Raw genomic sequence first — 20,057 nt, 5'->3', positions numbered from 1 at the left:
AAAAAATTACGACTTAAAGGGAGCATGATGCTCCCTTTTTGTTTTTAGCCACACCAATAAATAACGATAGTCCGCTTCACGAAAGCTATCCCGCCATACAATGACTGGCTCACCTTCACTGAACTTCAACATCACGAACAGAGAACGGAAAATGGTATCGCTTGATTGAAGAACACGTTTCTGCCCATTGACCGTTATCTCTTGGTTAGGTCTAAGCTCTATCGCACCCGTCGCTATTGGCCAGCCAATTTTATTATCGCGCATCATCAGGTACAGCAGTGCGAAGATGCAAGGAGTGACAACAAGAGGGATATTTGACGTAATGACAAAAAACAAAAGGCACCACAGAGTGGCGCCTTTTGCGAATAATGCGTAATACGAAGGGCTAAGCTTGAGCTTAACGAACCTTGCTGAGGTTGTGTGCAACAATTTTGTCGACCATTGATGCGTGACCTAGGTTTTCACTACGACCGTGACCCATCACCCATGTAAACAGATCGGGATCATCACACTCTAGTAGCGAAACAAAATCACGTTGCTCCTGCTCTTGCAATGAATCAAAACATTCCTCAAAAAAGGGCATGATGACTACATCAAGCTCTAACATACCGCGACGGCAGCCCCATTTAATTCGTGCTTTCTGCTCTGCAGTGTACATTGGTTATCCTCACCTATTATTTTTCTCTCTTCGAGTGTAACAACTCATAAGCGCTGCAACTAGCATAGTCGTCTCAGTCCCTATCTCAGCTCACAAAAAAACCTAGGCTGACAAAAAAAACGAACCGGATTAACATAGACACAAATCAAATTTCTCAGGAAAGGCAAAATGGATTGGAAAAACACGTTTCAACCACTTAATCACACGCACAACGACACACTTCCAGAAGTGATGGTGACACACATCTCTGACTGGGGTGCGATTACTATGGTAGGCGACGACAAGAAGTCTTACCTACAAGGTCAAGTAACGTGCGACGTAGTACAGCTAGCGAGTGATGAGTCAACGCTAGGCGCACACTGTGATGCAAAAGGTAAAGTGTGGAGCATTTTCCGCCTATTCCACCACAATGATGGTTACGCCCTACTCCAACCAAAGTCAGCGATTGAAGTTGAGCTTCAGGAAATCAAAAAGTACGCGGTATTCTCTAAGGTAACCATTGAGCAGACTGAAGACGTTGTCCTTGGCATCATGGGTTCTCAAGCGGATAGCTTTATCGATACCCTTTCTGAAGAGCGTGGCAATGTACGTGCGATCGAAGGCGGTAGCGCTGTGAAAGTCGCGGATTCTCGTTGGGCGCTACTTGTGACTTCTGAAGCAGCACAAACATTAGTTGAGAGTAACTCAGCTGAAAAAGTTTCCGAAACGCTGTGGCAGTACTTTGAGATCATGGATGCTCAACCAAAGCTGTCTGCAGCAGAGCAGAATGAACACATCCCGCAAGCGCTGAACTTACAAGCGATTGGCGGCATCAGTTTTAGCAAGGGTTGTTACACTGGCCAAGAGACAGTAGCACGCGCGAAATACCGTGGCATGAACAAGCGTGAAATGCGCATTGTATCTGGTACGACCGAGCAGCCACTAACGTTGGATTCAGCGATTGAACTAGAGCGCAGCGTAGGTGAAAACTGGCGTGGTGCTGGCCGTCTCCTGAATGTCTACCAATTCTCTGATAACACAGCTATTGGCCTGATTGTTCTACCGAATAATTTAGATGATGATGTTGAACTGCGCCTTGCCGAGCAACCAGAACACAAATGGACTATCCAACCGCTACCTTATAGCTTGGAAGAAGAGTAATTCCCTTTGAAAACGGTAATTACAGATTGGTTAGATCAACAGCAGGTGGCCTACCGCCTGCTATTGCAAGATAAAGAAACCACTTCGATTGAAGAGACAGCGCAGGCTAGAGGTATTGAACCGTCACAAATGGTCAAATGTATTCTGCTGCGAGATATGGGCAACCAATACGCGCTAGCGTGTGCACCGGGCGACAAGTCAATTGATCCCAAAAAAGTGCGAGCCGTGCTCAATTGCCGCCGAATGACCTGTGTATCCCAACAAGATGTTGAAACGGTCACTGGCTTTAAAGTCGGTTGTGTTGGCCCACTAGCACTTAAGCGCTATATGCCGATCATTTTTGATCGCTCTCTTCAACAGAATAAAATTGTCACGATCAGTTCTGGTGAGCGAATGGCTGGGATCGCCCTTGATCTCAACGATCTTATGAACCTATGTGCGCCAATTGAAGCCGAGATCTGCAAATAGCCTCAATTACAGATCGATCTTAATCTCAAAAGCACTAAGCTATGTATGAAAATTCTCATAATAATTGAGACATTTATCATATTTACCAGACCGACCAGAAAATATATTTAGTCAAAATTAAAGCATAACTAGTCAAGAAGACTATTCTAGGGTAGTCTACATTCACTGGTTAGGTTTTAATCAAAGCGATAACTAACCAGTCAAAGTGAATCCACTGAGTAACGTCAGTCATCCACTTTTGTGTAATGCATCTGTGACTATTCGCCCGTTTTTGAACGGGCTTTTTTTATGCAAAAAATTTACACTTTTATTACACAAATAAAGAATTTACGCCTATTCTTAACTTTGCTAACAGTGCGCTGCCTAAAGCCCAGACAGGAAAGTCAGCAGGCAGTTCACTAAACCGACTGTTTTTGAGGAGAAGCTCACGATAAAAACGATATTTGCTAGTAAATCTGCTTACTGCAGCACAAATATCTACAAAGAGACAACTCTACTGCATATTACTCCACGCTTATCACAATTATTCCCCCGGAGATTTTCTATAATATGCTGGCTAGGTAAAGATAAGGATAAGAAAAAATGAGACTGTTTAAGCGCTATACACCCGGTATGATTGCTAAACATGTAAGTCGACTTTTTAAAGGACGAATCTACATTTACGGCGTTGGGAAATTTGAATTTGATAACGGTAAACTGGTTCTGCCAGAGAGGGCTGAAAAGCGCCATTTTGATACCGTCAAAGAGATAAACAATGAAATTATGAAGCTAAGGTGCGCTTACGCTTAATCAACATAATTATCGACTGAATACAGAAAAGGGTTGGCACTGCCAACCCTTTTGCGTTTCTAGAAACCTGAGCATTTATCATTAATTGGTGCTTATTGGTCGCTTAGCAAGCTCCGGTAGATTACCGGTTAAACCTAGTGCACGTTTCATGATTTCGTCTTTTGCCCCAGGCAGCTGTCCAGCGAGTTTCATCCCCAAACCACGAATCAACTTCTTAGCTGGGTTGTCTCCTTCAAACAGGTCTTTAAAGCCCTGCATCGAAGCAATCATTTTCGCCGCTTCAGCCTTACGCCAGCGTTCGTAGCTGCGTAGATTACGCTTAGTTCCGATGTCTTCACCCGCTTGCCACAACTTGATCAACTCTTGCGCTAGACTCGCAGCATCAAGCAAACCAAGATTCACGCCTTGGCCTGCCAATGGATGAATGGTGTGGGCAGCATCACCGACCAAAGCAACACGCTCCACGGCAAAGTCACGCGCATAACGCATACGAAGTGGGAAGGCAAAGCGCTCACCGACTACGCTACATAAACCAAGCTTGGCATCAAACTCTGTAGTTAGGTGCTTGTTGAACTCTTGTTCGGACATCGATACCAATTTCTCGGCACGATTCGGCTCAGTTGACCATACGATTGAGCTCATATTTGGCGACTGCATTGGCAAAAACGCCAATGGACCTTGCGGTGTGAAGATCTGACGCGCAACACTGTCATGCGCAGATTCAGTGCGAATGTTTGCCACTATCGCGCTGTGCCCATAGTCCCAATGTGTGAGTGGGATATCTTGCTGTCTGCGAACCCATGAGTTTGCGCCATCAGCTCCAACAACCAGCTTGGCCGTCAATGCCTGACCATTATCTAGAGTCAGCCAAGCTTCACTTTCACCAATAGCCAAAGATTGGCATGTAGCTGGCATATACAAGCTCACATTGTCCTGCTTTTTCACTTGATCCAACAGTGCCAGTTGAATCACTCGGTTCTCAACAATATGACCAAGATTTGGCTGCGCCAGACGAGTGGAATCAAACTCGATGCGTGCGAAGCTGTCTTGCTCCCACACTTCCATCGCTTGATAAGGTGCAGCACGTCGCTGTTCAATACCGCGCCATGCGCCTAGATTACGTAATATCACTTCGCTTGAACGGCTCAATGCCGACACACGAACATCCGGCAGTTCATTCAATCCTTCGCTCGGCGCTTTGCCTTCAATCACAGCGATTCTTAGATCACTATCTTTAAGGGCTGCGGCTAATGCCAATCCAACCATGCCACCGCCAACAATAGCGATATCAACACTTTGCATCATTATTTTCTACCTTATCTCTCAACCAAGCCTAGCGTGTGGCGCAATAAAGGGCCTTTAAGGGGTGAGATGTTATCCATTGCTGCCAATCCGAGATTACGACCTAAGCGTGTAGCTGGCCAGTCATTTGAAAACAGGTGAACCAGACCTGAAGTGAGTGAAATCGTGGTTTCACGATCCGACTCTCGACGTTTTCTAAAGCGTGTCAACCCTGAGTAGTGGCCTGCGTCATCCAGTTGCCCACATACCTCTTCCGCTAGCGACGCAACATCGCGAATGCCGAGGTTAAATCCTTGTCCCGCAATTGGGTGTAGGGTTTGTGCGGCATTGCCAACAATCGCGAATCGATGGGAGATGTTCTGTTGTCGATGACGCAAAATCAACGGGTAACTCGCCCTCTGTCCTACCTTTTCCAACTTGCCTAGGCGCCAACCAAAGGCGTCTTGAAGTTGCTCCAGAAAGGCCGTTTCATCTAACGCCATTACTTTCTCAGCTTGTTCTGGTGGCAGACACCAAACTAAAGACAAACGGTTATCAGTCATCGGTAATAACGCGACTGGGCCATGCTCAGTAAAGCGCTCGAACGCACGTCCAGCATGCGGTTCGTTCGCGACAATATTTGCGATAACGGCAACCTGACCAAAGTCGTGCTCGTTCAGAGTAATACCTAAACGCTCACAGCAAGTCGAGATGGCACCATCAGCCGCAACCAACAACTTCGTAGAAATCGTCTCGCCACAACTCAGTTCAATATCCGTATGCTCAAGATAGCGAGTAATCTCACTCACCGAGGATGGACAAAACAGAGTGATATTGCTTTCAGCCTCAAGTTTCTCTTGGTAGATACGCCCAACATCAGCAAGTTCTACCACGTAGCCTAGGGCATCCACTGCGAGCTGTTCGCTAAAGATATCCGTCATCCCTGCATGACCGCGGTCTGAGACATGAATATCTTTGATCGCCGTCGCTACCGGTAAGATCGATGACCACAATTGGAGAGACTCTAAAATCTGCACCGTTCCGTAAGAGAGTGCGATAGAGCGAGAATCAAACCCAGGGTGAGCACTATGGTCAACCTGATACGGTTCAACCACAGCTATCGATAAAGAGCGTTGACTTAACTGGTTGAGGGCTAAAGCAAGTGTTGCGCCTGCCATTGCTCCACCAGCAATTACCACATCAAATTGAGCCATCGTGACCTCTAAACTCGAAACAATTAGTGAATGGTTGGTGCGCTATCTTCTGATGGACGAGCACCGAACTCAGCATGAATCGTTAATGCACAAGCTTTAACGTGTTCAATAACCTGTTCAAGTAGGTGTGCTTGCTCGTCTAGGTCGTCGTCTTCATCGATGCCTAACTTTGCCATCTCTTCTAGATCAGCCAATGCTTCTTTGGTCTCATCTGACGCTTTGTTCAGTTGCGCACCAACCAAGCCTAAACCTGAGATAAAGTGGTTAATCCAATCTGATACACCATCCGCCAGATCAAATAGGCTTGCACTCGCGTCTTCGTCCGGAAGCAGCATAGAAAGCTCCATGCCTGAGCCCGTAATTTCACTGGTTGTTACTTTCAGCGTTGCTTCTGCCAATGTCAGTGCGCGATCCGGCCAACCCATTCCGTCGTTGGTGTAATCGAAGATCAAAGGCTGCCAGCTTTTATCTGCAAGGCTTAACCCACCGCTCAGCATCCCTGTTAATAGGCCATGCATTTCTGCAGGCGTTACAGCAAGGCTTGCTGATTGCAATTCAGTTGCAACCGTTAGGTAGTCAGGTAAAGTAGTTTCGCTCATCAGATAACTCGCTCAGTTGTTCTTTATATCAATCTATTAATCGTACCACTTCACCCCAATTCTAGTAAGCGAAGATCCTTAGCAATTACAGCAAGAGTGACTACCAAATGTTCAATTTGCTGAATTACTGTGTGCTCAAGCTCTCATTTACAAACAGTCACCCTGAAAAGCTTGAATCTTAATAGCGGTTTACCTATAGTTTCCTCCTCAGAGGAGTTAGCTTCCTCATCGGTGCTGGCACTTTTTCTTTCTCATAATGACAAAGGGCAACGGCCTTAGAATAGCGCGTTAAAGAGTTCATCCATCATGAGTAATCAAGCGGTAGACGTTGAAATATTAGGTAAATTGACTCGAGTTAATTGTCCTGCAGGGCAAGAAGAGTCATTAATCGCAGCGGCGGCCGATCTTGATAATCGATTGAAAGAGATGGCTGAACGTACTAAGGTAACCAATGAAGTTAAGCTGCTAACTATCGCTGCTCTTAACATCTGTTATGAGCTACAGACGAAGAAGTTCGAAGCTAACGACGAACAAAACGCACTGACCGAGCGCATGGAAAAGCTCACTGCATCGCTTTCAGATGTACTCAGTAAGGTTAAGCACGGACAGCAATAGCGTACACAAATTTACCCTGGAGTGTTTGTCAGAGGATTCACGTCCCCGAGCCGATAAGCAATCCCTAAGGGTTAGTACTTGAGTACTATTGAGCATGCTCGGCCCGTACCGAGAAGCCTACGGTAATCATTGCTGATCCGCCTTGAACTCGCTGGTTCAAGGGCCATCTATTCTCAACGGCACTTTGGGGTATCCCTTCTTATGAAGACGCTCACTCGTAATGAGTTTCGCACTCTCATCCGACAGAAACGTAAAGCACTCTCTACTCTTGAACAGCAGCAAGCTGGCTTAGATCTCGTTGAACGTTGTTCAGCCTTAAACGATATCCATAAAGCACAACATATCGCCCTCTATATATCTACTGACGGTGAGCTTGATACACAGCCGCTGATCGAATGGCTATGGTCACAAGGCAAAGAAGTCTACCTTCCAGTACTGCACCCTTTTTCGGAAGGACATCTCCTATTCTTGCGCTACGCGGCGGATACACCAACGGTGCACAATAAATATGGCATTGTGGAACCCAAGCTCGACCAAACTCAGGTTAAACCCGTGCGTGAGCTCGATATTATCTTTACACCACTGGTTGGCTTTGACTCCGATGGGCACCGCTTAGGCATGGGTGGTGGCTACTACGACCGCACGTTAGCACCTTGGTTTCAAACTGGCGTTGGAGCCACACCCATCGGGCTTGCTCATGATTGTCAGCACGTTGAGCAGCTACCTACCGAAAACTGGGACATCCCGTTACCTAAAATCGTGACTCCGAGTAAAACTTGGCAATGGGAAATTGATGGCTAAAGCGCTATAATCCGCCCGCAAACGTTAACTTACACGTACGCTCTATTTATTCAAAAAAGCACGACCTATTCAGGAGATTGGCATGACTCAAGATGAAATGAAAAAAGCGGCTGGTTGGGCAGCACTTCAGTATGTTGAAGAAGGCAGCATTGTGGGTGTTGGTACTGGCTCTACAGTAAATCACTTCATCGACGCACTAGGCACTATGAAAGACAAGATTAAAGGTGCCGTTTCTAGCTCTGTAGCATCTACACAACGTCTAGAAGAACTAGAGATCAAAGTGTATGAGTGTAACGACGTTGCGAAACTCGACATCTACGTTGATGGCGCAGACGAAATCAACCCAACTCGTGACATGATTAAAGGCGGCGGCGCAGCCCTTACTCGCGAAAAGATTGTTGCTGCAATCTCTGAAAAATTTGTTTGTATTGTTGATGGCACTAAAGCCGTTGACGTACTAGGCAAGTTCCCACTGCCAGTAGAAGTTATCCCTATGGCTCGCTCTTACGTAGCGCGCGAGCTTGTAAAACTGGGTGGTGACCCGGTTTACCGTGAAGGCTGTATCACAGATAACGGCAACGTGATCTTAGACGTGCACGGCATGGCGATTGAAAATCCAAAACAGATGGAAGACATCATTAACGGAATTGCTGGTGTTGTAACTGTTGGTCTATTTGCTCACCGTGGTGCTGATGTTGTCATTACAGGCACCCCTGAAGGCGCAAAAATCGAAGAATAACAAACCAGTAATAGTGCTACTTTCTGTTACTTCATTACATACGGTGCCTAAGGGCACCGTTTTTTTTGCTTAGCTTCTGTAAAATTATGGCTTATTCCGTAATTTTCTTACCCAAATCATTTTTTTTTTGTTACTTTATTGTTCAGAAGACGCACAGGGAAAACGTTTGTCTCCTAACAAAATGGTTAGTTTTATCCCCTTAAGCCATTTTGTAGCACGTGCGCCGCATTTGCCCAACCTTTCCATTTTAAAGGACGAGAACAATGGCCAAAGTTTCACTGGAAAAAGATAAGATTAAAATTCTGCTGTTAGAGGGACTTCACCCTTCTTCAGTTGAAGTACTACAAGCCGCCGGTTACACCAATATTGAATATCATAAAGGCTCCCTACCTGAAGAAGAGCTACTAGAAGCAGTTAAAGATGCGCACTTTATTGGTATCCGTTCTCGTACAAATCTATCCCAAGAAGTCATCGATGCAGCTGAGAAGCTGGTTGCAATCGGCTGTTTCTGTATCGGTACTAACCAAGTTGACCTAGATGCTGCGGCTAAGCGCGGTGTGCCTGTGTTTAACGCACCTTTCTCAAACACACGTAGTGTTGCTGAGCTGGTGCTAGGTCAGGTACTTCTACTTCTACGTGGTATTCCAGAGAAGAACGCACTTGCGCACCGTGGTATTTGGAAAAAGAGTGCAGACAACTCTTACGAAGCGCGTGGTAAACGCTTAGGTATCATCGGTTACGGCCACATCGGTACTCAGCTAGGTATCATTGCTGAAAACTTAGGTATGCGCGTTTACTTCTACGACATCGAGAACAAGCTGTCGCTAGGTAATGCAACGCAAGTTCATACTATGACTGAGCTTTTGAATAAGTGTGATGTAATTTCTCTGCATGTTCCTGAAACAAACGAAACCAAGAACATGATGGGTAAAGAGGAATTCGACCGCATGAAGCCGGGCGCTATCTTCATCAACGCTGCGCGTGGTACGGTTGTAGATATCCCAGCACTATGCGGTGCACTTGATTCGGGTCACTTAGGTGGTGCAGCGATTGATGTATTCCCAACAGAACCTAAAACTAATGCTGACCCATTTGAGTCACCATTAATGCAGTTCGACAACGTGATCCTAACACCGCACGTAGGTGGTTCTACTCAGGAAGCGCAAGAGAACATCGGTGTAGAAGTAGCGGGTAAACTGGCTAAGTACTCAGACAACGGTTCAACGCTATCAAGTGTTAACTTCCCAGAGGTATCTTTACCGCTGCATACAGGTACATCACGCCTGCTGCACATCCACGAAAACCGTCCAGGTATCCTGACTCAAATCAACACCATCTTCGCTGAAGAAGGCATTAACATTGCGGGTCAGTATCTACAAACGGCAGCTGACATGGGTTACGTAGTCATTGATGTTGAAGCGGATCGCTCTGAAGAAGCACTGCTGAAACTGAAAGAGATTGAAGGCACGATCCGTGCTCGTCTACTTCACTAATCTCTCCGTTTAGCTGATGTAAAAAAGGCTCTCATTACGAGAGCCTTTTTAGTATTTGGCCTACTGTAGGCAATTAGATCATGATGATCCAATTACTCTTCAAGCTGATAAATTACATCAACACGATCACGAATGGTGATTGTCGAATCTTGATATGAATTAGATTCTGTTCTTGAATCCATAGCCATCGAGCGCATCAAAACCGGTTGTGCGTACTGTGCGTTATAATCAATGCGCCACACATCACCGAGCTCTTTATCAAAACCATTCGCTAAAGACTTAGCTTTAGTCTGCGCATCTTTAATCGCTTCTAAACGAGCCATCTCTTGATACTTAGCCTGATCTCGAACTTGCAGCTGGATGTTATCCACCTGATTAATTCCTTCGCTTAGCGCAATATCCAAGTAGCGATTCAGGTTTGCTAAATCTTCAACCTGCACTGTGACATTACGTGATGCTCGGTAACCCACAAGTTCTGGTTTACCCTCTTTTGGATAATGGTACTGAGGCGCAAGATATAGGTTAGAGCTTTGAATGCTGGTTTTATCAATGCCAGCTTCTTCTAGCTTGTTCAGAAAAGCGGTAACGACTCTGTCTACCGTGCCCTTTGCTTGCTCGGCTGTCATGGTCGACTCAACCACCTTAACAGAGAAAGTAGCCATGTCTGGCTTGGCAACGACTTCACCGTAACCGGTCGTTGAAAGATGAGGAAAGCTGGTCACCTCAGCCCATGATGGGAAACTGATAACACTCAGAGCTGCAGTAAGAGTAAGAGATGTCGCTAACATTTTTGGAACTAATTTCATTAGGAAAACCCATGCTAAGCAAATGTCTTATCATCATAGAGTAATTTATCGTGATACCAATGAGGATATTGAACTTCTTACATAACTTTTACGCTGCAAAAACCGTCAGCTTACTGAGGAAGGTGTTGATGCGCATAGTTAAGAATGGCCTGGGAAATCTCTTTGAGTACCCCACTCTCCAGCTGCCAGTGATGCCAATAGATCCGATAAGAGAGCAGGAACCCCGGCGTGATATCAATCAACGAGCCCGACTCTAACTCCTCAACGATCTGTAAACGCGGAATCAAACAGTAAGCGACGCCAGACATGGCAATCCGAACAAATGCTTCTGAGCTACCCACCGTATGATTAATCACGGCATCTCTTGGCACATTAAAGTGGTCATGAAGAAACTTCTTATGCAGATCATCATACTGATCATAAGAGACAGCTGGTGCACGCTTGAGGGTTGCGTAGTTAACGCCTTCAGAGAAATAACGCTGATAAAATTCAGGGCTTGCGACACAGACATAATCCATCCGACCTAAATAATCTGCGCGACATCCTGGAATCGCTTGAGACTCCAAACTGATCGCGCCAGCAACCTCCCCATTCTTGAGTTTAGCGATGGTCCTCGCTTCGCCATGGATAGCCATATTCAACTCGACTTGTCGCGTTTTCATTACATCCGACAGTGCTGGCAATAACCAAGTCGCGAGACTATCTGCATTGGTCGCAATTGAAACTGACAGCGCTTGGCTACTCTCTTCGTTCATCAATTCGGGGACGAGCTCATGTTCAAGTAGGCGCACTCTTCGATATAACCCCAACAGTTTCTTGCCCGCAGGTGTTGGTCGAGGTGGTGTTTCACGAATCAATACCGGCTGCGCAAGCCATTTCTCGAGCTGCTTAATGCGTTGTGATACCGCAGACTGAGAGATATAGAGATGCTCTGCTGCTCGCTCAAAACTTCGCTGATTCACAACAGAATCAAGGGCTTCTAACCATTTATAATCCATTCCTCGCACGGTTTTTCCTCCTAAATGTGGATGCACTCAGCCAGTATAAGCTTGCCTAATATTAGATTAAAATCATTAATTATACTTATTCAACATCTAAGCGTATCTTCTCTCTAAAACTAAGGGTTCAATAGATTACGTGGAGGTTAAAATGAGTTTTTGGGTTTTATTACAAGGATTTGGATTAGGTGCGAGCATGATTATTCCTATTGGTGCGCAGAATGCCTATGTCTTGAATCAAGGTATTAAGCGCAATCACCATTTAACTACAGCAACGATTTGTAGCTTGCTCGACACCCTATTTATCTCGTTAGGTATCTTTGGTGGTGGTGCTATCTTGTCGCAGAATGAAGTCTTACTAACTTCGGTAACTCTGGGTGGTATCGCTTTCCTAACTGTCTATGGTTTGTTGTCGTTGCGCAGTGCTTTTAAAGCACCATCAGACAAGGAATCAAAGGGAGAGGTATTAGCTCGTGGTAAGCGTACCGTGATCCTAGGGGCGCTGGCAGTGACCGTGCTAAACCCTCACTTGTATCTAGACACTGTAGTTATCTTAGGCTCGATTGGCGGCCAATTTGAAGGTAACGATCGTCTTGCTTTCGCTTTGGGGACAATCCTTGCGTCATTTGTGTGGTTCTACTCGCTCTCACTAGGCGCAGCTAAACTAGGCCCAACACTGTCAAAACCAAAAGTGAAAAAAGGCATTGATATCGCTGTCGCGACCATGATGTTTACGATTGCAGCAGTGCTAGCTAACGGCTTGATTGAACAATACTTGTAATCACATCATTGTTAAAATGCCAATCAAACAAAAAGGCGGATAACCTAAGTTATCCGCCTTTCCTTTCAAAAGCTTATCGCTGTAGAAGCTAATTCAAGATTAAGCTTCTACTTTGTTCATGTGAACATCCATTTGTGGGAATGGGATTTCGATACCTTCTTTATCCAAGCCTTCTTTGATCGCTTGCATTAGGTCGAAATACACTCCCCAGTACTCTTCTGTTTTAACCCATGGACGAACCACGAAGTTAACTGAAGAATCCGCTAGAGTATGAACACCAACTTGAACACCTGGCTCTTTCAATACACGTTCATCTGATTCACAGATCTTAGTCAGAAGCTCTTTGGTCTTTTGTAGATCAGCACCGTAAGAAACACCAATCATCAGATCGATACGACGTGTCGCATGACGAGAGTAGTTCGTGATTGGGCTACCGATAACGCTGCCGTTTGGTACTACAACCATCTTGTTGTCTGGTGTTGTTAGAACCGTTTGGAAAATCTGAATCGAATCTACAGAACCCGCTACACCACCAATCTCAACGTAGTCACCAGACTTGAATGGACGGAATGCAACAATCAGTACACCAGCGGCGAAGTTAGATAGCGAGCCTTGCAGAGCAAGACCGACAGCTAGACCAGCCGCACCAATTACAGCAACCACTGACGCGGTTTGAACACCTAAACGACCAAGAGCGGCAATCAGAACAATAACAAACAACAAGTAACGAACTAAGCCGTGGATAAACTCAACGACAGCTCGGTCCATCTTCTTCTTCTGAAGCACTTTAGAGACACTATTCGCTACCGCTTTAACGATAATATTACCGATAAATAGGATAACCAGTGCTGAAATGATGTTTACACCGTATTGAATAAAGAGATCTGAGTTATTCGTTAACCACTGTTCTGCATTTGAAAGACCATCCACAATTGGGGTCTCAAATTCGGTAGAGCTTTCAGCCATAATGAGCATCCTCTATGTAATATGCTATGAGCTAAACTGCCTTAAACCAAACTCCGTAACTAAAGCGAAAATCACTTCATTTTATATAACGAAATCATCACTTTAAAAACAAATATTGGCTAAGTCCTTTTTACTAAACAGGGGCTCTACCCCTGTTTTTCGGCACGATATCCTATCTTTGACAGATTGCAAAGTCATATTTATGTAAGCTCTTGAATAAAGGAAACTTACGCATAAACACAAATACCGATAATTAAAAGACTACGAAATTTATTCACCGTACGCTAGAGTTTTCACATATTTCATACAAGTTTTTATCAGGCACAAAAAAACCCGCTCAATGAGCGGGTTTTCAAACTTTAGCGTTACTTAATTCAGAAGAATTATAGTACGTCTACAGCGTTAAGGTCAGCGAATGCTTTCTCAAGACGAGTAACCATAGAAGCTTGACCAGCACGTAGCCATACACGTGGATCGTAGTACTTCTTGTTTGGCGCGTCTTCGCCAGTTGGGTTACCGATTTGACCTTGTAGGTAGTCACGGTTTTCCGCTTCGTATGCACGGATACCATCCCATGTAGCCCACTGTGTATCAGTATCGATGTTCATTTTGATAACACCGTAGCCGATAGACTCTTGGATTTCTGCTTCAGTAGAACCAGAACCACCGTGGAATACGAAGTTTAGAGCGTTAGGTGCGATACCGAACTTCTCTGCACAGTATGCTTGAGAGTCACGTAGGATAGTTGGAGTTAGAACAACGTTACCTGGCTTGTATACACCGTGTACGTTACCGAAAGATGCAGCGATAGTGAAACGTGGGCTAACAGCGCTTAGCTTCTCGTATGCGTAAGCAACGTCTTCTGGAGAAGTGTAAAGCTCAGATGCGTCCATATCAGAGTTATCAACGCCGTCTTCTTCACCACCAGTACAACCAAGTTCGATCTCGATTGTCATATTCATTTTAGCCATGCGCTCTAGGTACTTAGCACATGTTTCGATGTTCTCTTCTAGAGACTCTTCAGAAAGGTCTAGCATGTGAGAAGAGAATAGAGGCTTACCAGTTTGAGCGAAGAACTCTTCACCAGCGTCTAGTAGACCGTCGATCCATGGAAGAAGTTTCTTAGCAGCGTGGTCAGTGTGAAGGATAACTGGAACACCGTAAGCTTCAGCTACAGCGTGTACGTATTTAGCACCAGCTACAGCACCAAGGATTTGAGCGCCTTGACCTTCAAGTTTAACGCCTTTACCTGCGAAGAAAGCAGCACCGCCGTTAGAGAACTGAACAACAACTGGAGACTTAACTTTTGCAGCTGCTTCTAGTACTGCGTTTACAGAGTCAGTACCTACAACGTTTACTGCTGGAAGAGCAAATTTATTTTCTTTTGCTACTTCAAATACTTTCTGTACGTCATCGCCAGAAATTACACCAGGTTTTACAAAATCGAAGATCTTAGACATGGAAATAGTCCTATTTATTCTATCGTTTTAAGATTAAAAAACTTAAGTTTAAAAACTTGCAAACGTTTGCTCACAACTTATGCCATTCTAGCAAAAAAGTGTGACGTGCAGCAAACGTTAAAGGCGGGTATAGTCACCCGCCTTCATATTCATTACGCCTTAGCGCGCTCTTCTAGCATAGCAACTGCTGGAAGTACTTTACCTTCAACGAACTCAAGGAAAGCACCACCGCCAGTAGAGATGTAAGAAACGTCAGCTTTGATACCGAACTTGTCGATAGCTGCTAGCGTGTCACCACCACCTGCTACAGAGAAACCTGCAGACTCAGCGATTGCTTTAGAGATACCTGCTGTACCCGCTTCGAAGTTCTTGAATTCGAATACGCCTACAGGGCCGTTCCAAAGGATAGTTTTAGCGTTGCCGATGATTTCAGCTAGAGCCGCTGTTGATTCAGGACCTAGGTCGAAGATCATGTCGTCGTCTGCAACTTCAGAAACGTGCTTGATTTCAGCTTCTGCGTTCTCATCGAATGCTTTTGCACATGCTACGTCAGTTGCAACTGGGATAGCACACTCTTTCATTAGCTTTTGAGCTGTTTCAACTAGGTCTGCTTCGTATAGAGACTTACCTACGTTGTGGCCTTCAGCAGCGATGAACGTGTTCGCGATACCACCACCAACTACAAGTTGGTCAGCAACTTTAGATAGAGACTCAAGAACAGTCAGTTTAGTAGAAACTTTAGAACCACCAACGATAGCAACTAGTGGACGCTCTGGGTTATCCATTGCTTTACCTAGTGCTTCTAGCTCAGCAGCAAGAAGAGGACCAGCACATGCTACAGGAGCGTGAGTACCAACACCGTGAGTAGATGCTTGTGCACGGTGAGCCGTACCGAATGCATCCATTACGAAGATGTCACATAGAGATGCGTATGCTTTAGATAGCTCTTCTTCGTTCTTCTTCTCGCCTTTGTTGAAGCGAACGTTTTCTAGAACTACAAGCTCACCAGCGTTCAGCTCTAGGCCGTTTAGGTAATCTTTTGCTAGTTTAACGTCACACTCTAGAGCGTCGTTTAGGTAGTTAACTACAGGTTGTAGAGAGAACTCTTCGTTGTACTCGCCTTCCGTTGGGCGACCAAGGTGTGAAGTAACCATTACTTTTGCACCAGCTTCTAGACAAAGCTTGATAGTTGGTAGAGATGCAAGGATACGAGCATCTGAAGTTACTTTACCGTCTTTTACTGGTACGTTTAGGTCAGCACGGATAAATACGCGTTTACCTGCTAGTTCCAGGTCAGTCATCTTGATCACAGACATGATTTGTCCTCTCAAATTTAAATAAATATAAAGTTTTGGAAACTCAGCAACCCTGCTAAGCCTATAAATTCTTCAACTGGTCATAATATGTGGATACTTGGCATTTATTTCAAGCTTAAAAATAAATAATCCGCATATTTGCTTCCGGGCCTTACTTCTCGCCGTCAGAAGCTTGCATTGCAAGTACCGTATCCAGCATTCGGTTTGCAAAGCCCCATTCGTTATCACACCACACTAGCATTTTTACTAAGTGGCCGTTGCTCACTCTGGTTTGAGTTCCATCCACAATCGCGCTATGGGGATCATGATTAAAGTCGATGGATACGAGCGGCGCTTCAGTATAGTCAACGATGTTGTGTAATGTACACTGAGATGCGTTAACAATGGTTTGATTTACGTCATTAACTTTCACATTCGTATTAATTGTGACACTTAAATCCATTGCTGTAACGTTAACCGTTGGTACTCGCACAGAAATCGCTTCAAACTTGTTAGAAAATTTCGGAAAGATTCGCTCAATACCTTTATGAAGTTTGGTATCAACCGGAATAATAGATTGGCTCGCGGCTCGGGTACGACGCAAGTCCGAGTGGTAGGCGTCAATCACTTGCTGGTCATTCATCGACGAGTGAATCGTGGTGATAGTGCCAGAATCAATACCAAACGCCTCATCAAGAACCTTGATGATGGGTACGATACAGTTGGTGGTACATGAACCATTGGAAACAATGCGATCGCTGGCTTTGATGGTGTCGTGATTAACGCCATAAATAATAGTGTTGTCGAGATCGTTCGCACCTGGGTGTGAGAACAGCACCTTTTTAGCGCCAGCTTCGATATGAGCGAGGCCATCGGCACGGCAACCATACACGCCGGTACAATCAAGCACGATATCCACTTCAAGATCGCGCCAAGGGAGTAGGTCAATTTCAGCTAAATGGAGAATACGAACAGTATCAATTTCACCACTATCATGATGAATATAAATATGCTCTTGATCATTCGAGATTTTCTTGCCGAAACGGCCGTGACTGGTGTCGTATTGAAGCAGATGAGCCATAGCATCAGGTTGTGCTAACTCATTAACAGCGACGACTTTGATTTGTTGGCTTTTGCCACTTTCATAAAGCGCTCTTAGAACATTGCGCCCTATTCTTCCAAATCCGTTGATTGCGACTTTTAGCATAGTTCCATACATCTAACCAAAATTTCGTGCAACAGATGATAACCGAATCCTACCTAAAAGGCATTAGTTGAGTGATCTAACTCGCTAAAAATAATTCATAACGGCCATCAATGGTCGGCTGACAATATACTGATTATGAAGATGAGCTCATCAAACTCTACGGCTGTTTTTCCTCTCGTTTTTCAACCAAAGGGAAAGGTTATGTCTGGATACCCAGCGACTCATTTTTGTAAAAAGTGCAACAAAGAAACACCACACAGAGAAATACTTGTTCGCCAACCCAGCAGCTATGACCAAGATAAAACATGGTTCGGCAAAGTAAAATTGTTTGCCCACGCTATCATCAATGGTGGTCACTACTACAACATGGATCGCTACGTGACATGCAAAGTATGTGGGACTAAAGAGCTGGATAACTGGGGAAGTGAGTTCGAGTAACCTGCTTTCGTTGCAATCAATAAAAAAACCGAGCTATCAAAGCTCGGTTTTCTATTTTCACTTCAGCACTAAGGCCTTCGTGGATAACTCACATTAAGCTAGAAGCTCTTGAGCTGTGCTTACTACGTTTTCAGTAGTAAAGCCGAACATCTTGAATAGTTCGCCAGCTGGTGCAGATTCACCGAATGTTGTCATACCGATGATACGACCATCGAAGCCAACGTACTTGTACCAGAAGTCAGCAATGCCCGCTTCGATAGCGATACGTGCTGTTACGTCTGATGGTAGAACTTCTTCGCGGTACGCTGCGTCTTGCTTGTCGAATGCATCAGTAGATGGCATTGAAACAACGCGTACTTTTTTGCCTTCAGCCGTTAGTTGCGCGGCAGCTTCTACTGCTAGCTCAACCTCAGAACCCGTTGCGATAAGGATAAGCTCTGGCTTACCTTCACAGTCTTTCAGGATGTAAGCACCTTTCGCGATGTTCGCTACTTGCTCTGCATCACGAGGTTGCTGTGCAAGGTTTTGACGAGAGAAGATTAGAGACGTTGGTGCGTCTTTACGCTCGATAGCCAGTTTCCAAGCCACTGCAGACTCAACCTGGTCACATGGACGCCATGTGCTCATGTTCGGTGTTAGACGTAGTGATGCCATTTGCTCAACTGGTTGGTGAGTTGGGCCATCTTCACCAAGACCGATAGAATCGTGCGTGTAAACTTGGATGTTCTGAACTTTCATCAGAGCAGCCATACGCATTGCGTTACGAGCGTATTCCATGAACATTAGGAATGTTGCACCGTAAGGTACGAAACCACCGTGCAGAGCGATACCGTTCATGATAGCTGTCATACCGAATTCACGTACACCGTAGTGGATGTAGTTACCAGAGAAGTCATTTGCTTCTAGAGACTTAGAACCAGACCACATAGTTAGGTTCGAAGGTGCTAGGTCAGCAGAGCCGCCCATAAATTCTGGAAGCATTTGACCAAACGCTTCTAGTGCGTTTTGAGATGCCTTACGTGATGCGATATCAGCAGGGTTTGCTTGAAGATCAGCAATGATTTGGTTTGCCTTCTCTTCCCACTCAGCTGGTAGTTCGCCATTCAGACGACGCTTAAGTTCTGCTGCTTCTGCTGGGTAAGCCGCTGCGTACGCGTCAAATTTCGCGTTCCAAGCCGCTTCTTTCTCAGCACCAGCTTCTTTTGCATCCCACTCAGCGTAGATGTCTGCAGGAACTTCAAATGGACCGTGAGCCCAGCCTAGTGCTTCTTTAGTTGCTGCGATTTCGTCGTGACCTAGTGGTGCGCCGTGACAGTCGTGAGAGCCTGATTTGTTTGGTGAACCAAAACCGATGATCGTTTTAGTACAGATAAGCGTAGGACGAGGGTCTGCTTTAGCCGCCTCGATTGCAGCATTGATCGCTTCGATATCGTGACCGTCTACTGCTGGGATTACGTGCCAGCCGTATGCTTCAAAACGCTTAGGCGTGTCGTCAGAGAACCAACCTTCAACTTCACCATCGATAGAGATGCCGTTGTCATCCCAGAAAGCGATAAGCTTACCAAGACCTAGCGTACCTGCTAGAGAACATGCTTCGTGAGAGATACCTTCCATCAGACAGCCATCACCCATGAATGCATAAGTGAAGTGGTCAACGATGTCGTGGCCTTCTTTGTTGAACTGAGCAGCAAGTGCTTTCTCAGCCATCGCCATACCAACTGCGTTAGTGATGCCTTGGCCTAGAGGACCAGTTGTCGTTTCGATACCTGGTGCGTAGCCATACTCTGGGTGACCCGGAGTCTTAGAGTGCAGTTGACGGAAGTTTTTAAGATCTTCGATTGATAGCTCATAACCGCTTAGGTGAAGCAGAGAGTAAATTAGCATCGAGCCGTGGCCGTTTGACAATACAAAACGGTCGCGGTCTGCCCACTCTGGATTTGCTGGGTTGTGGTTCAAGTGACCACGCCAAAGAACTTCAGCGATGTCAGCCATACCCATAGGTGCGCCTGGGTGGCCTGAATTAGCTTGTTGAACACCGTCCATACTAAGTGCGCGGATTGCATTTGCGAGATCTTTACGAGAAGGCATGTCTGCTCCTGAGTGCATAAGCGATTTGAAAAATGAGAAATAATTGCTAGTTATTAGCGCGGTTATTCTCTCAAACGCCTATGGCGACTGCAAACGTTTTGCTGAGGTTTTCAAGGTCAGTTTTCGCACTTTTACAACATTTCCCTAGTTTTTAACGAACTAGCACAAGTGAGAAAGCAATCGTTTGGTTATGACATATCATAAAAAAGAGCTTGTAATTC

General features: G+C 45.3%; 21 protein-coding genes and 1 other RNA gene. 10 read left to right on the top strand and 12 right to left on the bottom strand.

What is annotated here, in order from left to right:
* Positions 1 to 6: 6 nt before the first annotated feature.
* A complete protein-coding gene (locus tag AC6R05_RS07095) occupies positions 7 to 426 on the bottom strand; it encodes a protein YgfX (RefSeq protein ID WP_500647014.1) in 420 nt (139 codons plus the stop codon).
* Positions 398 to 658 (bottom strand): FAD assembly factor SdhE, encoded by a 261-nt coding sequence (locus tag AC6R05_RS07090; RefSeq protein ID WP_032549815.1) that lies wholly within the window; start codon positions 656 to 658, stop codon positions 398 to 400. The genes AC6R05_RS07095 and AC6R05_RS07090 overlap by 29 nt, the downstream gene beginning before the upstream one ends.
* Positions 659 to 826: 168 nt before the next feature.
* Here AC6R05_RS07090 and ygfZ point away from each other — a divergent pair, with 168 nt between their 5' ends.
* The 3 genes from ygfZ to AC6R05_RS07075 all read left to right on the top strand — a co-directional run bounded on the left by ygfZ (position 827) and on the right by AC6R05_RS07075 (position 3,055).
* Positions 827 to 1,798 (top strand): tRNA-modifying protein YgfZ, encoded by a 972-nt coding sequence (gene ygfZ / locus AC6R05_RS07085; RefSeq protein WP_500647002.1) that lies wholly within the window; start codon positions 827 to 829, stop codon positions 1,796 to 1,798.
* A gap of 6 nt (positions 1,799 to 1,804) precedes the next feature.
* Positions 1,805 to 2,266 carry an aminoacyl-tRNA deacylase gene (locus AC6R05_RS07080; RefSeq protein WP_500647001.1) on the top strand — a complete coding sequence of 154 codons (462 nt, stop codon included), beginning with the start codon at positions 1,805 to 1,807 and terminating at the stop codon, positions 2,264 to 2,266.
* A gap of 582 nt (positions 2,267 to 2,848) precedes the next feature.
* Entirely contained in the window at positions 2,849 to 3,055 is a 207-nt protein-coding gene (locus AC6R05_RS07075; RefSeq protein WP_032549819.1) for a DUF1107 domain-containing protein, read from the top strand.
* Between the two features lie 81 nt (positions 3,056 to 3,136).
* Here the strand turns inward: AC6R05_RS07075 and AC6R05_RS07070 are convergent, their stop codons facing one another.
* From AC6R05_RS07070 to AC6R05_RS07060, 3 genes are read right to left on the bottom strand one after another with little or no spacing between them, the layout of a single operon-like run.
* Positions 3,137 to 4,360 (bottom strand): FAD-dependent 2-octaprenylphenol hydroxylase, encoded by a 1,224-nt coding sequence (locus AC6R05_RS07070; protein ID WP_032549820.1) that lies wholly within the window; start codon positions 4,358 to 4,360, stop codon positions 3,137 to 3,139.
* A gap of 11 nt (positions 4,361 to 4,371) precedes the next feature.
* Positions 4,372 to 5,550 (bottom strand): 2-octaprenyl-6-methoxyphenyl hydroxylase, encoded by a 1,179-nt coding sequence (gene ubiH, locus AC6R05_RS07065; RefSeq protein ID WP_500647000.1) that lies wholly within the window; start codon positions 5,548 to 5,550, stop codon positions 4,372 to 4,374.
* Between the two features lie 23 nt (positions 5,551 to 5,573).
* Positions 5,574 to 6,149 carry a YecA/YgfB family protein gene (locus tag AC6R05_RS07060; RefSeq protein WP_500646999.1) on the bottom strand — a complete coding sequence of 192 codons (576 nt, stop codon included), beginning with the start codon at positions 6,147 to 6,149 and terminating at the stop codon, positions 5,574 to 5,576.
* Between the two features lie 306 nt (positions 6,150 to 6,455).
* Here AC6R05_RS07060 and zapA point away from each other — a divergent pair, with 306 nt between their 5' ends.
* The 5 genes from zapA (at position 6,456) to serA (ending at position 9,797) form a co-directional block, all read left to right on the top strand.
* Entirely contained in the window at positions 6,456 to 6,764 is a 309-nt protein-coding gene (gene zapA, locus AC6R05_RS07055) for a cell division protein ZapA (RefSeq protein ID WP_032549823.1), read from the top strand.
* 10 nt (positions 6,765 to 6,774) lie between these two features.
* A non-coding RNA gene (ssrS, locus tag AC6R05_RS07050) (6S RNA) lies at positions 6,775 to 6,959 on the top strand.
* A 6-nt stretch (positions 6,960 to 6,965) separates the two neighbouring features.
* Positions 6,966 to 7,565: a 5-formyltetrahydrofolate cyclo-ligase gene (locus tag AC6R05_RS07045; RefSeq protein WP_500646998.1), complete on the top strand. Its 600-nt coding sequence runs from the start codon at positions 6,966 to 6,968 to the stop codon at positions 7,563 to 7,565.
* Positions 7,566 to 7,647: 82 nt separating this feature from the next.
* On the top strand, positions 7,648 to 8,304 hold the full coding sequence (rpiA, locus tag AC6R05_RS07040; RefSeq protein WP_032549825.1) for a ribose-5-phosphate isomerase RpiA: 657 nt from the start codon (positions 7,648 to 7,650) through the stop codon (positions 8,302 to 8,304).
* A 263-nt stretch (positions 8,305 to 8,567) separates the two neighbouring features.
* The gene (serA, locus tag AC6R05_RS07035) at positions 8,568 to 9,797 is read left to right on the top strand and encodes a phosphoglycerate dehydrogenase (protein ID WP_032549826.1); all 1,230 of its coding nucleotides are present in this window, start codon (positions 8,568 to 8,570) and stop codon (positions 9,795 to 9,797) included.
* Positions 9,798 to 9,889: 92 nt separating this feature from the next.
* Here serA and AC6R05_RS07030 read toward each other — a convergent pair whose 3' ends face one another.
* A complete protein-coding gene (locus AC6R05_RS07030) occupies positions 9,890 to 10,603 on the bottom strand; it encodes an oxidative stress defense protein (protein WP_500646997.1) in 714 nt (237 codons plus the stop codon).
* Positions 10,604 to 10,713: 110 nt separating this feature from the next.
* Positions 10,714 to 11,610 carry a LysR family transcriptional regulator ArgP gene (locus tag AC6R05_RS07025; protein ID WP_032549828.1) on the bottom strand — a complete coding sequence of 299 codons (897 nt, stop codon included), beginning with the start codon at positions 11,608 to 11,610 and terminating at the stop codon, positions 10,714 to 10,716.
* Positions 11,611 to 11,752: 142 nt separating this feature from the next.
* Here AC6R05_RS07025 and AC6R05_RS07020 point away from each other — a divergent pair, with 142 nt between their 5' ends.
* A complete protein-coding gene (locus AC6R05_RS07020) occupies positions 11,753 to 12,382 on the top strand; it encodes a LysE/ArgO family amino acid transporter (RefSeq protein ID WP_500646996.1) in 630 nt (209 codons plus the stop codon).
* A gap of 99 nt (positions 12,383 to 12,481) precedes the next feature.
* On the opposite strand, the gene mscS is transcribed toward AC6R05_RS07020, so the two are convergent.
* From mscS to epd, 4 genes are all read right to left on the bottom strand, one after another.
* Complete coding sequence (mscS, locus tag AC6R05_RS07015; RefSeq protein ID WP_285467991.1) at positions 12,482 to 13,348, bottom strand: small-conductance mechanosensitive channel MscS; 867 nt, start codon at positions 13,346 to 13,348, stop codon at positions 12,482 to 12,484.
* A gap of 383 nt (positions 13,349 to 13,731) precedes the next feature.
* Positions 13,732 to 14,808 carry a class II fructose-bisphosphate aldolase gene (gene fbaA, locus AC6R05_RS07010; RefSeq protein WP_032549831.1) on the bottom strand — a complete coding sequence of 359 codons (1,077 nt, stop codon included), beginning with the start codon at positions 14,806 to 14,808 and terminating at the stop codon, positions 13,732 to 13,734.
* Positions 14,809 to 14,960: 152 nt separating this feature from the next.
* Positions 14,961 to 16,124, bottom strand: a complete 1,164-nt coding sequence (locus AC6R05_RS07005) for a phosphoglycerate kinase (RefSeq protein WP_032549832.1) — start codon at positions 16,122 to 16,124, stop codon at positions 14,961 to 14,963.
* Positions 16,125 to 16,275: 151 nt separating this feature from the next.
* The gene (gene epd, locus AC6R05_RS07000) at positions 16,276 to 17,310 is read right to left on the bottom strand and encodes an erythrose-4-phosphate dehydrogenase (RefSeq protein WP_032549833.1); all 1,035 of its coding nucleotides are present in this window, start codon (positions 17,308 to 17,310) and stop codon (positions 16,276 to 16,278) included.
* A 201-nt stretch (positions 17,311 to 17,511) separates the two neighbouring features.
* Here epd and AC6R05_RS06995 point away from each other — a divergent pair, with 201 nt between their 5' ends.
* Entirely contained in the window at positions 17,512 to 17,748 is a 237-nt protein-coding gene (locus AC6R05_RS06995) for a hypothetical protein (protein ID WP_032549834.1), read from the top strand.
* A 93-nt stretch (positions 17,749 to 17,841) separates the two neighbouring features.
* Here AC6R05_RS06995 and tkt read toward each other — a convergent pair whose 3' ends face one another.
* Positions 17,842 to 19,836 carry a transketolase gene (tkt, locus tag AC6R05_RS06990; protein ID WP_150869298.1) on the bottom strand — a complete coding sequence of 665 codons (1,995 nt, stop codon included), beginning with the start codon at positions 19,834 to 19,836 and terminating at the stop codon, positions 17,842 to 17,844.
* Positions 19,837 to 20,057 lie beyond the last annotated feature (221 nt).

Source organism: Vibrio sp. R11-SG3-ISO9 (assembly GCF_059834255.1).
This window is presented reverse-complemented; position numbering and strand designations above follow the sequence as displayed.

Bases quoted from the DNA above. Each gene is read 5' to 3' on its own strand.
- tkt (WP_150869298.1), bottom strand. From the start codon at position 19,836: ATGCCTTCTCGTAAAGATCTCGCAAATGCAATCCGCGCACTTAGTATG.
- AC6R05_RS07060 (WP_500646999.1), bottom strand. From the start codon at position 6,149: ATGAGCGAAACTACTTTACCTGACTACCTAACGGTTGCAACTGAATTG.
- AC6R05_RS07075 (WP_032549819.1), top strand. From the start codon at position 2,849: ATGAGACTGTTTAAGCGCTATACACCCGGTATGATTGCTAAACATGTA.
- ubiH (WP_500647000.1), bottom strand. From the start codon at position 5,550: ATGGCTCAATTTGATGTGGTAATTGCTGGTGGAGCAATGGCAGGCGCA.
- AC6R05_RS07090 (WP_032549815.1), bottom strand. From the start codon at position 658: ATGTACACTGCAGAGCAGAAAGCACGAATTAAATGGGGCTGCCGTCGC.
- AC6R05_RS07020 (WP_500646996.1), top strand. From the start codon at position 11,753: ATGAGTTTTTGGGTTTTATTACAAGGATTTGGATTAGGTGCGAGCATG.
- AC6R05_RS07005 (WP_032549832.1), bottom strand. From the start codon at position 16,124: ATGTCTGTGATCAAGATGACTGACCTGGAACTAGCAGGTAAACGCGTA.
- fbaA (WP_032549831.1), bottom strand. From the start codon at position 14,808: ATGTCTAAGATCTTCGATTTTGTAAAACCTGGTGTAATTTCTGGCGAT.
- zapA (WP_032549823.1), top strand. From the start codon at position 6,456: ATGAGTAATCAAGCGGTAGACGTTGAAATATTAGGTAAATTGACTCGA.
- AC6R05_RS07045 (WP_500646998.1), top strand. From the start codon at position 6,966: ATGAAGACGCTCACTCGTAATGAGTTTCGCACTCTCATCCGACAGAAA.
- AC6R05_RS06995 (WP_032549834.1), top strand. From the start codon at position 17,512: ATGTCTGGATACCCAGCGACTCATTTTTGTAAAAAGTGCAACAAAGAA.
- mscS (WP_285467991.1), bottom strand. From the start codon at position 13,348: ATGGCTGAAAGCTCTACCGAATTTGAGACCCCAATTGTGGATGGTCTT.
- epd (WP_032549833.1), bottom strand. From the start codon at position 17,310: ATGCTAAAAGTCGCAATCAACGGATTTGGAAGAATAGGGCGCAATGTT.
- AC6R05_RS07030 (WP_500646997.1), bottom strand. From the start codon at position 10,603: ATGAAATTAGTTCCAAAAATGTTAGCGACATCTCTTACTCTTACTGCA.
- AC6R05_RS07070 (WP_032549820.1), bottom strand. From the start codon at position 4,360: ATGATGCAAAGTGTTGATATCGCTATTGTTGGCGGTGGCATGGTTGGA.
- ygfZ (WP_500647002.1), top strand. From the start codon at position 827: ATGGATTGGAAAAACACGTTTCAACCACTTAATCACACGCACAACGAC.
- rpiA (WP_032549825.1), top strand. From the start codon at position 7,648: ATGACTCAAGATGAAATGAAAAAAGCGGCTGGTTGGGCAGCACTTCAG.
- serA (WP_032549826.1), top strand. From the start codon at position 8,568: ATGGCCAAAGTTTCACTGGAAAAAGATAAGATTAAAATTCTGCTGTTA.